Annotated in this window: 11 protein-coding genes; 6 read left to right on the forward strand and 5 right to left on the reverse strand. The window is 70.4% G+C overall.

The window, feature by feature from the left end:
* The first annotated feature begins 89 nt into the window (after window positions 1-89).
* The 5 genes from J1M64_RS14355 to trpS all read left to right on the forward strand — a co-directional run bounded on the left by J1M64_RS14355 (window position 90) and on the right by trpS (window position 4,851).
* Complete coding sequence (locus J1M64_RS14355) at window positions 90-962, forward strand: bile acid:sodium symporter family protein (protein WP_067712517.1); 873 nt, start codon at window positions 90-92, stop codon at window positions 960-962.
* 50 nt (window positions 963-1,012) lie between these two features.
* The gene (locus J1M64_RS14360) at window positions 1,013-2,233 is read left to right on the forward strand and encodes an MFS transporter (protein ID WP_374220857.1); all 1,221 of its coding nucleotides are present in this window, start codon (window positions 1,013-1,015) and stop codon (window positions 2,231-2,233) included.
* A gap of 40 nt (window positions 2,234-2,273) precedes the next feature.
* Window positions 2,274-3,119 (forward strand): exodeoxyribonuclease III, encoded by an 846-nt coding sequence (locus J1M64_RS14365; protein WP_069389964.1) that lies wholly within the window; start codon window positions 2,274-2,276, stop codon window positions 3,117-3,119.
* Window positions 3,120-3,230: 111 nt separating this feature from the next.
* Window positions 3,231-3,704: a PPOX class F420-dependent oxidoreductase gene (locus J1M64_RS14370; RefSeq protein ID WP_067712723.1), complete on the forward strand. Its 474-nt coding sequence runs from the start codon at window positions 3,231-3,233 to the stop codon at window positions 3,702-3,704.
* A 67-nt stretch (window positions 3,705-3,771) separates the two neighbouring features.
* Complete coding sequence (gene trpS / locus J1M64_RS14375; RefSeq protein ID WP_182608798.1) at window positions 3,772-4,851, forward strand: tryptophan--tRNA ligase; 1,080 nt, start codon at window positions 3,772-3,774, stop codon at window positions 4,849-4,851.
* A gap of 325 nt (window positions 4,852-5,176) precedes the next feature.
* Here the strand turns inward: trpS and J1M64_RS14380 are convergent, their stop codons facing one another.
* From J1M64_RS14380 to J1M64_RS14395, 4 genes are all read right to left on the reverse strand, one after another.
* Window positions 5,177-6,235 carry a ribonuclease HI family protein gene (locus J1M64_RS14380; RefSeq protein WP_241261570.1) on the reverse strand — a complete coding sequence of 353 codons (1,059 nt, stop codon included), beginning with the start codon at window positions 6,233-6,235 and terminating at the stop codon, window positions 5,177-5,179.
* A 205-nt stretch (window positions 6,236-6,440) separates the two neighbouring features.
* Window positions 6,441-6,722 carry a hypothetical protein gene (locus J1M64_RS14385; protein ID WP_206474538.1) on the reverse strand — a complete coding sequence of 94 codons (282 nt, stop codon included), beginning with the start codon at window positions 6,720-6,722 and terminating at the stop codon, window positions 6,441-6,443.
* Between the two features lie 45 nt (window positions 6,723-6,767).
* Complete coding sequence (locus tag J1M64_RS14390) at window positions 6,768-8,003, reverse strand: acyl-CoA desaturase (protein WP_206474539.1); 1,236 nt, start codon at window positions 8,001-8,003, stop codon at window positions 6,768-6,770.
* Window positions 8,004-8,047: 44 nt separating this feature from the next.
* A complete protein-coding gene (locus J1M64_RS14395) occupies window positions 8,048-9,148 on the reverse strand; it encodes a flavin reductase family protein (RefSeq protein WP_206474540.1) in 1,101 nt (366 codons plus the stop codon).
* A gap of 247 nt (window positions 9,149-9,395) precedes the next feature.
* Between J1M64_RS14395 and J1M64_RS14400 the strand changes: the two genes are divergently transcribed.
* The gene (locus J1M64_RS14400) at window positions 9,396-10,004 is read left to right on the forward strand and encodes a TetR/AcrR family transcriptional regulator (protein WP_241261571.1); all 609 of its coding nucleotides are present in this window, start codon (window positions 9,396-9,398) and stop codon (window positions 10,002-10,004) included.
* A 65-nt stretch (window positions 10,005-10,069) separates the two neighbouring features.
* On the opposite strand, the gene J1M64_RS14405 is transcribed toward J1M64_RS14400, so the two are convergent.
* The coding region (locus J1M64_RS14405; protein ID WP_206474541.1) for a D-alanyl-D-alanine carboxypeptidase family protein at window positions 10,070-11,176 on the reverse strand (1,107 nt) is incomplete at its 5' end.

Below are 11,176 nucleotides of genomic sequence, written 5' to 3' on the forward strand. Positions count from 1 at the left end.
GCGGCGGCGCCCGATCGGTTACCGTAGTCGGACAGTGGTCCACGTCACAGGCGTGGCCAGCCGTTCCGTCGTGAGCCCAGGAGACGTCCGTGGATCAGAGCCCCTTGGTCGATATCGGCCTGCCGATCGCCCTGGCCATCATCATGGTCGGCATCGGGTTGAGTCTGACCAGGGAGGACTTCGCGGTCCAGGCCAGATCGCCCAGGGCCACGATCGTCGGACTGTTCGGCCAACTGGTCCTGGTTCCGCTGGTCGGTGTCGGTGTGGCCCTGCTCTTCGGCCTCACGCCGATGCTGGCGCTCGGGGTGGTGCTCGTGGCCGCGACGCCGGGCGGGGCGACGTCGAACCTCATCACTTATCTCTCCCGCGGCAACGTCGCCCTCTCGGTCATCCTCACCGCCCTCACCTCCGTCGCCGTCATCCTCACCCTGCCGATGTGGTTCGGCATCGGCGCGCGCCTCATCCCCGGAGCCGCGGACGAGGAGGTGACCGTCCCTCTCGGCCAGACCTTCGGACTCCTGCTGGGCGTCATCCTCATCCCGGTCGCGATCGGGATGATCCTCCGTGCCAGGAGGCCCGCGCTCGCCTCCCGCATCGAGCGCTACGTCGGGATCGTCGGCCTCGTCGTGCTGGTCCTGCTCATCGTGGGGATCGTCCTCGGCGAACGGGACCGGATCGTCGACCTCGTCGTGACCGTCGGCCCCGCCGTGATCGTCCTCAACCTCGCACTGATCGTTCTCGGCGGCCTCCTGGCATGGGTGAGCAGGCTGAGGCGGGCGGAGCAGATCGCGATCGCCGTGGAGTTCGGCATCAAGAACACCACCCTGACGCTGTTGATCGCCTTCACCGTGATCGGTGACGAGGAGGTCGGGCTCGCGGCCGCCGTCTACAGCATCGTCATGTACGTCACGGCGTTCGCGCTGGTCTACGGTGGCCGACGCCTCATGCGCACCGCCCCCTGATCGGGCTGACGTGGCAGGCCCGGCCGGGGTGGTGGGCGTAGCCTTCGTCGGTGACCACGAGCCCCGCAGCCGCCCCGGCGCCGGACACCGAGCCCGCCGCACCCACCCCTCGCCGTGTGGCGCTGGCGATCCTCGCGCTCGCGCTGGGCGGGTTCGGCATCGGCGTCACCGAGTTCGCGGCGATGGGACTGCTGCGGTCGATCGCCGAGGGCTTCGGGCTCACCGAACCACAGGCCGGCAACGTCATCAGCGCCTACGCGCTCGGCGTGGTCGTGGGTGCCCCGCTGCTGACCGTGTGGACCTCACGGTGGCGGCGCCGCACCCTGCTGCTCGTCCTCATGGCGATGTTCACCGCGGGCAACGTCGCGGCGGCCTTCGCCCCGGCCGCCGAGATCCTGGTGGCGGCCCGGTTCGTCGCCGGAATCCCGCACGGGGCGTACTTCGGGGTCGCCTCCCTGGTGGCGGCCTCCCTCGCGGGTCCCGGACGGCAGGCGCGGGCGGTGTCCCAGGTGCTGCTCGGACTGTCGGTCGCGAACGTGATCGGTGTCCCGGCGGCGACCTGGCTCGGGGAGACGATCGGGTGGCAGTCCGCCTTCCTCGCGGTCGGGGTGATCGGCGCGCTGACCGTGGCGGCCATCTTCGTCGTCGTCCCCGAACCCACGGGGACGGTGGTCGTCAGGGCGCGCGAGGAGCTCGCCGCGTTGGCGAGGCCACAGATCCTGGCGACGCTCGCCGTGGGGTCCGTCGGGTTCGGCGGCATGTTCGCCGTCTACACCTACATCCAGTGGACGATGGTCGACGTCGCCGGGATCGATCCCGGCTGGATGCCCGCGGTGCTCGCCGTCTACGGACTCGGCATGGTGGCCGGCAACCTGCTCGGCGGTGTGGTTGCGGACCGGGACCTCGACCGCGGGCTGGTCGCGATCGCCGCGGTGATGACCGTGGTGCTGGCGCTGTTCGCCGTCGCCGCGCACCATCCCGTCACGGCGCTGGTGGGTCTGTTCCTGGTGGGCACGACCGGATCCGCGTTGGTGCCGGGGCTGCAATCCCGGCTGATGACATACGCGGGCAGGGGTCAGACCCTGGCCGCCTCGCTCAACCACTCGGCCCTCAACGCCGCCAACGCGCTGGGCGCGTGGCTCGGCGGGGCCGTGATCGCGCTGGGCTTCGGCTACACGTCCCCGGCGCTCGCCGGGGCGGCCCTGGCGGCGGCGGGTCTCGCGATCCTGGTGGGCGCGGTCTGGGCGGCGCGACGGACGGCGACGGGGTAGCCGAACCGTCACGTCCCCGGCGATCGGTAGCCTGTGGGCCGTGAGCCTCACCGTGAGCACCGTCAACGTCAACGGGATCCGCGCCGCCGTCAAGCAGCGGTCGGAGACCAACCTCGGATTCCTGCCCTGGCTGGAGGGCAGCGGGGCGGACGTCGTCGCCCTCCAGGAGGTGCGCGCCGACTCCGACCAGACCCGTAAGGCGCTCGCGCCCGCCCTCGACGCCGGGTGGCATCTGGTGGGCGCTCCGTCCTCGCTCAAGGGTCGAGCCGGTGTGGCGATCCTGTCCCGCGCCGAGCCGACCGACGTGCGCGTCGGGTACGGCGACGAGGAGTTCGAGGAGTCCGGCCGGTACATCGAGGCCGTCTACCCCGGGGCTGTCGACGGTGAGACCGTCACCGTCGCCAGCCTCTACCTGCCCTCGGGGTCTGCCGACACCCCCAAGCAGGACGAGAAGGACCGTTTCCTGGGGACCTTCCGCGAGTACCTCGCCGAGCGGGCCGGGCATCTGAAGACCCGTGAGGGTCACGAGATGGTCATCTGTGGCGATTGGAATATCGCCCACCGTGAGGCCGACCTGAAGAATCACAAGGGCAACCACAAGAGCTCCGGTTTCCTGCCGCACGAGCGGGAGTGGATGACCGACGTCTTCGCCGACGGCAGCGGCTGGACCGACATCGTGCGGTATCGCCGCCCCGACCAGATCGGCCCGTACTCGTGGTGGAGCCAGCGCGGTAAGGCCTTCGACAACGACGCGGGCTGGCGGATCGACTACCACGTGGTGTCCGACGGACTGGTCGACCGGGCGGTGTCTGATCGAGTGGACCGGGCGAGCGCGTACGACATGCGGTGGTCCGACCATGCGCCGGTCACCGTCGTCTACGAGTAGGTCCGAGACGAGTATGTCCGAGACGAGTGGTGACGACGACGAAGGCGACTTCTGAGATCGGGCCCGCGGTCGCGGATGTCACGCGGGGGACGGGTCCGTAACCTCGGCACCATGCCGAAGTATGCGACCGCCGAACGTCCCGATCGAGCCGGCCTCGACGATTTCGTCCGCCCCCGACACCGCGCCGTCCTCATCACCCGTCGGTCGTCCGGCGGGCTGCAGACCTCGCCGGTGACTTGCGGTGTCGACTCCGAGGGCAGGCTCGTCGTGGCCACCTATCCGCAGCGGGCGAAGGTGACCAACATCCGCCGCGACCCGGCCGTGAGCGTGTGCGTACTGTCCGACGACTTCAACGGCCCGTACGTCCACCTCGACGGCACCGCGGAGATCGTCGACCTGCCCGAGGCGGTGGAGCCGCTGGTGGAGTACTTCCGCAGCATCGCCGGGGAGCACGACGACTGGGACGAGTACCGGGCGGCGATGGTGCGGCAGGGCAAGTGCCTCATCCGGGTGGCCATCGATGACTGGGGCCCGATAGCCACGGGCGGCTTCCCGCCGGAGATGGCGCCGCCCGCCGACCGCTGACAGTGCGGAGATCGCCCGCGCGAGGGCGTGGGCGGTGGGTTGTCGGGGACGTGGGAAGATGAACGCCATGTCTGAGCAATCCTCCTCCGCAGCTCCCACGCCCGCAGAGCCGACCGGGTCGCAGGCGCCCGCGAAGCGCCAGCGTGTCCTGTCCGGCATCCAGCCGACCGCCGACTCGTACCACCTCGGCAACTACCTGGGCGCGGTGCGGCAGTGGGTCGAGCTGCAGGACGACTACGACGCGTACTACTTCATCCCCGATCTGCACGCGATCACCGTCAAGCAGGACCCCAAGGAGCTGCGCGAGCGTGTCTTCCGCGGCTGTGCGCAGCTGCTCGCGCTGGGGGTGGACCCCGCCCGGTCGGTGCTGTTCGTGCAGTCGCACGTCCCCGAACACGCCGAGCTGGCCTGGGTGCTGGGGTGCATCACCGGGTATGGCGAGGCCGCCCGGATGACGCAGTTCAAGGACAAGGCCGCCAAGCAGGGCACCGACGGCACGACGGTGGGTCTGTTCACCTACCCGGTGCTCATGGCCGCCGACATCCTGCTCTACCGCCCGCACCTGGTGCCGGTGGGGGAGGATCAGCGTCAGCACCTCGAGTTGACCCGCGACCTGGCGATGCGGTTCAACTCCCGCTACAAGAAGACCTTCGTGGTGCCTGAGGGCAAGATCCTCGAGGGGTCCGCCAAGATCTACGACCTCCAGGATCCCACCGCCAAGATGAGCAAGTCCGGTGAGAACCCGAAGGGCATCGTCAACCTGCTCGACGACCCCAAGGTCTCCGCCAAGCGCATCCGCAGCGCGGTCACCGACTCCGACGGCACCATCCGCTACGACCGCGAGATGAAGCCGGGGGTGTCCAACCTGTTGGCGATCCAGTCGGCGTTCTCCGGGCGACCGATCGCCGACATCGTGGCCGATTACCAGAGTGCCGGCGCCGGCTACGGGGCCCTGAAAACCGACACGGCCGACGCGCTCGAGGCGTTCGTGACCCCACTGCGGGGCCGGTTCGACGAGTACATGTCCGACCGTGCCGAGCTCGAACGGATCCTCGCCGACGGCGCGGACCGTGCCCGCGCGGTGGCCAGCCCGGTCCTCTCGCAGGTGTACCAGTCAGTCGGCTTCACCGCGCCCCGCCGTGGCTGACCAGTGATGATAGGCCCAAAAACTACTAGTCAGGTGTAGTAACTCTAGCGGCGGTCGAGTTCACGACGTTCATCGTCGACTGAAACGTCGACGTCACACTACGTCCTTAGAGTCGGGCCCAGCTCATCGGAGACGAAGCTCCGATGAGCAGTCGTATCCCGCCACCTGACAAGGAGTCACACAATGGGTCTAGTTGCTGGTCTCATCGGAATCGTCGGCGATCTCCTCCACCTGCTTCTCGGTGGCCTGTAGGCGCCCGCCAGCGCCGGGAAATGGTGCCCCTCACCGGACGCGGTGAGGGGCACCTTCTCGTGCGGGACGGGGCTCAGGCCTCCGACGTCCCCTGCTGGAACGTCTGACGCCACGACCCGCCGGAGCGGACCCAGACCGAGCTGCGCAGCGTGGAACCGTCGCCCGACCGCTCCCGCCACACGAGCAGGATCGACTCCGCCCCGACCCGGCGGGCCTCGATGAGGTCCATCGTGCGTTCAGCCGTCGACCGACCGGATGATCCGGCGGCGGCGAGCCTGTCCGCGCGGGACCACACCTCGCCCCGGGCGCACACGTGACTCCACGAGGGATCCAGCAACGCCTCCAGCCGGGCGCGGTCACCACGGACCGCCTCCGTGAGCAGCGACCGCTCGAGATCCACGACCAGGTCCAGGTCCGTCCGGTCCGGTGCGTCGTCGGCGTCGTCGGCCAGCGAGAACAGATCGGGCTCGGCGGCGGAGGATGCCCTCGTCGTCGTCGCTTTGGTCGTCGTCGCCCTCGTCTCACCCCCGCCTGCCGGGGCGGACGCCGGCACCGACGCGGACGCCGACCGCCGAACGGTGCCACCCGCCGCTGGGGGAGCGGCCGGGTCGTCGCCGGCGCCGACGGCCTGCGCGCCCGGATAACCCGGGCCGGCCTCTGGCTCCTTCTTGGCGGCATGCGCCTTGGCGGCGCCGTTGGCCAGGACGTCGGCCTTCTCGTTGAGCTCGTGGCCGGCGTGGCCCTTGACCCACTCGAACGTGACCTTGCGGCCCTGCATGGCCTCGTCGAGGGCCTTCATCACCTCGACGTTGAGCACGGGCTTGCCGTCGGACTTCTTCCAGCCCTTGCGCTTCCAGCCCGCCATCCACTTGGTGATGGAGTTGATGACGTACTGCGAGTCGCACAGGACGTGGAGGGGCTCCGGGGCGTGCGCGGTCTGGCGCAGCAGGTCCAGGACGGCGGTGAGCTCGCCCTGGTTGTTGGTCCCGCGCTTCCAGCCGCCGCAGCGCCACGTCGAGTCGTCGATGTACCAGGCCCAGCCGGCGGGGCCTGGATTTCCGAGGGCGGAGCCGTCCGCTGCGGCGATGATCGTCACGGTCGACGATCCTGCCACCGTTGCGGACGCGACCATTCACCGGCTCCCCGGGGCTGAGCCGCGGACAGGCTGAACGACTGAGCTGCAGACGGGCTGAGCCTCAATCCAAGATCCACCGATCGAATTACGATCCACCTACGGAATTCCCTAGGTGGATCGCAATTCGATAGGTGGATTGCCTGGCGCGGTGGAGTTGGGCGGCGTCCCGGCGACCGCGGGCCACCGAGCCCCGTCGCGCGTGTCAGCCCTGGAGGTCGCCGTCCTCGATGCCGTCGAGGTCGATCGGCCAGGTGTCCTTCTCCGCGACCTTCTCCGCGCCGGGTCGCCCCCCGCGCTGCTGTTCCTCGCGGCGGGAGATTCGGGCGGCCTCACGCATTTCGATGCCCTCGGTGACGAAGTCGCCGACCTCCTTGGCGATCGAGCCGATCGCGTCCGTGATGATGACGGCGATACGTCCCACCAGCGACGCGCCCGCCTGGACACCTGCCTGGACCTGGTCCTTGTTGCGTTCGAAGTCGCTCATGGACCGCTCCCTTCGTCGGTGATGCCCTTAGACGGTACCCGCGGCTCAGGCGGCGACGGGAGTCTTCCTGCGCTCGATGATCACCGCCGGCGTGTCCGCCGCGGTGGGAGGCAGGGGCAGCGCGAGGCGGAACATCTTGGACCAGACTCCTCCGACCTGCTTCCACAACGGGCCGGTCGTGTACGGCAGGCCGTGCTCCTCGCAGATCGCGCGCACCTCGTCCGCGATCTCCGGGTAGCGGTGCGCGGGAAGGTCCGGGAACAGGTGGTGCTCGATCTGGTGCGAGAGGTTGCCGGTCGCCAGATGCATGAACGGGCTGCCCGAGATGTTGGCCGACCCCAGCATCTGCCGGACGTACCACTCGCCGCGGGTCTCCTCGGCCGTCTCCTCCTGCGTGAACACCTGGGCGCCGGACGGGAAGTGACCGCAGAAGATCACCGAGAAGGCCCAGATGTTGCGGACGACGTTCGCGGTGAGGTTGCCGGCGAACGTGAGCGGGAACAGCGGGCCAGTGAGCGCCGGGTGCACGACGTAGTCCTTGGCCACCTGGCCGCGGACCTTGTTCCACCAGCCGGCGAGCAGGCCCTTGACGTCGGACCACTTGCGCTTGCCCTTGAGGACGTTGTCGTACTCGAGGTCGTGCATCATCACGCCCCACTCGAACAGCATCATCAGCGCGAACGCGTACACGGGGTTGCCCAGACGCAGCGGGGTCCACTTCTGCTCGTACTCCATCCGCAGCAGGCCGTAACCGATGTCGCGGTCCAGGTCGAGGATGTTGGTGTACGTGTGGTGCATGTAGTTGTGCGAGTGCCGCCACTGGTCCGACGGGCACACGTTGTCCCACTCGAAGCTCGAGGAGTGGAGCATGTCGTCGCGCATCCAGTCGTACTGGCCGTGCATGACGTTGTGGCCGATCTCCATGTTGTCGAGGATCTTGGACGCGCTCAGCGCGGCGACGCCGGCCAGCCAGGCCGGGGGCAGGAAGCCGAGGAACATCAGCCCGCGGCCGGCCAACTCCAGGCGGCGTTGGGTGCGCACCACCCGCAGGATGTAGTCGCGGTCGGCGGTGCCGAGGTCGGCCCTCACGCGGTCGCGGATGGCATCGAGTTCGCGGCCGATGATCTCGACCGACTCGGCCGACAGCACGATCGGCTCGGGGCCGGGGGTCTTCGCGGTCTTCGCGTCGGCGGACTTACCGGCCGCCTTGCCGCTGGCCTTCGGCGCCTTCGGCGTGGTGGACTTCTTCGGGCGGAGGCCGGGCAGTTGCAGGAGTGTCATGATGGGGTCCTTCCGGGTCGTTCCGGGCGGGTGGGGATGCAGGTCTAGAGCTCGATCTCGACGTCGCCGACGGGCGCGTTGACGCAGATCTGGACGTGGCAGTCGGGCGTGGAGTCGACCTCGCCGGTGCGCAGATCGCGGGTGGTGCCGGAGACGCGCACGGCCGTGCAGGTGTGGCAGATGCCCATCCGGCAGCCGTGCTGGGGGCTCAGGCCGGCGGCCTCGGCGCCCTCGAGCAGGGTGGTTCCCTCGTTCCGGGCGGTGATGCCGCTGCGCAGGTGGGTCACGGTGCCGCCGTCCCCGTCGGGCACCGGCCCGGTCGCGGAGGTGAAACGCTCACGCAGGACGCCGGAGAACCGCTCGGCACCGAGGACCTCCTCGAGGCCCCGGGCCAGCGGTTCGGGGCCGCAGAGGAACACCGCGGCGTCATCGTGCCAGGGGGCTGTCTCCTCGAGATGGTCGGCGGAGAGGTGACCGGCCAGGCCGTTGGGGGTCGTCCCCTCGGCGGTGGGGACCACCGTGACCGTCACCCCGGACCGGGCCAGCTCACGGAGCTGATCCCGGAAGGGCACGTCCTCCACGCGGCGGGCGTAGTGCAGCCACGCCACGCGGCCCGGCGCCCCGTCGCCGCAGTGGCCGTCTGAGGCGAGCGTCGAGGCGATCGCCAGCATCGGGGTGATGCCGCTGCCGCCGCTGACCAGCAGCAGATCGGCGGGGCGGGCCTCGGGCAACGCCATCTCGCCGACCGGGCTACCCAGGAGAAGTCGCATCCCGGGCGCGGCCTCGTCCCAGAGATGGTTCGAGACCACGCCGTCGGGTTGCCTGCGAACGGCGATGGTCGCCAACCCGTCGCGGCGGGACGCCGGATCGACGGGGGAGTAGTGGCGGCGGTGGACGACGCCGTCCACCACGACCCCGATCTCGAGCGCGGCGCCGGGGGCGGGGCGGTCGACCCCGGCGGGCAACCGCAGGGTGAGGACCGTGACGTCGGGGACCGGCCGGTCGACTGTCGCGACGGTCGCCCCGGTGGGGTCGTCGGACCAGTCCACGCCCAGGGAGCGGACGTAGTGTTCGACCGGATGGGGAGTGAGTAGGGTGCGCGTGACCCTGCGGGAGAAGAGCCTGCGGATGGGCGGGGCGGTCATGTGGACCTCCGTCGAGGATATGGGTCGGTGTGGTCGGACGCCGTCGGATGCGGTCGCTCCCCGGCGGTCGTCGCGCCTCGCACCGGGTCGGTGCCGTCGCGGTCGGGGTGCGCATCCGTCCGGTTCGACCACCGGACGTTTTTGAGTGTACAGCCGTTCTCCGAAATGGGAAGAGGGTCGATTTGTGGCCCGGCCCACACTCCGCGGACGGGTGGTTTCTGACGCGTCAGTCCAGGCTGTCGATAGGATGGCGAATGTGACGACGCCCAGGACACGTGCGGAACAGAAGCGGCACACCCGTGCACTCATCGTCGAGGCGGGCCGGAACGGGGTGGCCACGCGCGGCTTCACCGGGCTCGTCGTCCGCGAACTCGCGCGCGAGGTCGGCATCGTCCCCACCGCCTTCTACCGGCACTTCGAGTCCGTCGACGACCTCGCATCGGAACTCGCGTCCGGCGCGGCCGACGCCCTCGGGTCGTTCATCGACGAGCTGATCTCCACCGCGACCGACGACCCCGCGACCGACTGGCCCCGCCTGGCCTCCGCCGCCGCCACCCGGGATCCGCAGACCTGGGCCATGCTCGCCCGCGGCCTGGTCGACACCGCGCATCCAGACCACCGGATCCTCGCGGCCGCCGTCGATTCCGCCCGCCGCCGGCTGGGGATCACCCTGGGTCGGCTCGAGACGCTCTCCGGAGCGGACGACACCTCCATCGACATCGCGGCCGACCTCGTCGTCGTCGTCCTCCTCCGCGCCCTCGTCGAGATGGCCGACGATTCCGACGCCCGCACCACGGTCGACGAGTGCGCCGGGCGTCTGCGGGTCATTCTCGCCGGCGCCGGCGCCGTCTCCTGACCGGCCGTTCCCCGGCCGTACGCGCCGACGCGGCGGCCGCTACGGACGTGGGGCCGGGCCCCGGGCTAGTTCCGTGACCGCAGTGTGAGGACCGCCCCGGCCACCACGACGAGTCCCGCCGCGCCCAGCGCCAGCCACGTGCTGTAGCGCTCGAGCACCGAGCCGCCGACGATCGCCGTCTCCGGCGTGCCCGCCCCGCCGAGGCCGCCGGCCAGGTGTTCGGTCGCATGATCGGTCGAGTCCTGCGGCCCGGCCTCGAGCACGCCCACAGGGTCCGAGTCGCCCGCCGCGTACCCCGCGTCCAGGAGTGCGGCCGCCTGCTGCCACGGCGGGCTGGGCACACGCGTGCCGTCGAGCAGCACCACCGCGAGCCGCCGACCGTCCCGCTCGGCCGCCCCGATGAACGTGTGCCGGGCATCGTCGGTGAAACCGGTCTTGCCGCCGATCGCGCCCGGGTAGTTGTGGAGCAGCAGGTTGTCGTTGCCCAGCACGAAGCCGGGGTTGATCAGGACCCCGTCCGCGCCCATCGTCGGGCCGGTGTGCTCCGGTACCGCCGCCGGATCCGGTGGTTCGGTGCCCGGACCAGCGGGGTATCCGGGGAAGCCCGTGGACGGGGTGGCGACGATCTCCGCGAACGCCGGGCGGGCCATCGCGTCCCGGAAGATCAGCGACATGTCGTAGGCCGTGGACATCATGCCCGGGCCGTCGAGGCCGTTCACGGTGGCGACATACGTACTGCGGGCCCCGAGCGCGACGGCGTGCGCGTTCATCGCGGCGCACGTCTCCTCGATGCCCCCCAGCTGCCGCGCCAGGACCACCGCGGCGTCGTTGCCGGAGGCCAGGAGCAGGCCGCTGAGGAGCCGTCCCACGGAGTACTCGCCGCCCGGCCCGATGCCCACGAGGCTGCCCTCGGCCCCCTCGAGGTCCGCGTCGGTGACCTCCACGACCCGGTCGACGTCGAGCGAGTCCAGCGCGACGGAGGCGAGCAGTGTCTTGATCACGCTCGCGGGGCGGTATCGGCCGTGCGGGTCCTTGGCCGCCACGATCTGGCCGGTGTCCAGGTCGGAGACCAGCCACGCGCTGGCGGTGACGTCGCGTGGCACCTCGAATCCGTCGGGCGCCACGACCTCGCAGCCGGCGAGCCCGTCACCGCCCGGAGGGGTGTCGGGCAC

The sequence above is a fragment of the Dietzia sp. KRD202 genome, from assembly GCF_017168155.1.
GTDB lineage: Bacteria > Actinomycetota > Actinomycetes > Mycobacteriales > Mycobacteriaceae > Dietzia > Dietzia kunjamensis.

What these genes read in the sequence shown, in the direction of transcription:
- J1M64_RS14370 (WP_067712723.1), top strand. Translation starts at nt 3,231, where the DNA reads ATGCCGAAGTATGCGACCGCCGAACGTCCCGATCGAGCCGGCCTCGAC.
- trpS (WP_182608798.1), top strand. Translation starts at nt 3,772, where the DNA reads ATGTCTGAGCAATCCTCCTCCGCAGCTCCCACGCCCGCAGAGCCGACC.
- J1M64_RS14380 (WP_241261570.1), bottom strand. Translation starts at nt 6,235, where the DNA reads ATGGTCGCGTCCGCAACGGTGGCAGGATCGTCGACCGTGACGATCATC.
- J1M64_RS14385 (WP_206474538.1), bottom strand. Translation starts at nt 6,722, where the DNA reads ATGAGCGACTTCGAACGCAACAAGGACCAGGTCCAGGCAGGTGTCCAG.
- J1M64_RS14390 (WP_206474539.1), bottom strand. Translation starts at nt 8,003, where the DNA reads ATGACACTCCTGCAACTGCCCGGCCTCCGCCCGAAGAAGTCCACCACG.
- J1M64_RS14395 (WP_206474540.1), bottom strand. Translation starts at nt 9,148, where the DNA reads ATGACCGCCCCGCCCATCCGCAGGCTCTTCTCCCGCAGGGTCACGCGC.
- J1M64_RS14400 (WP_241261571.1), top strand. Translation starts at nt 9,396, where the DNA reads ATGGCGAATGTGACGACGCCCAGGACACGTGCGGAACAGAAGCGGCAC.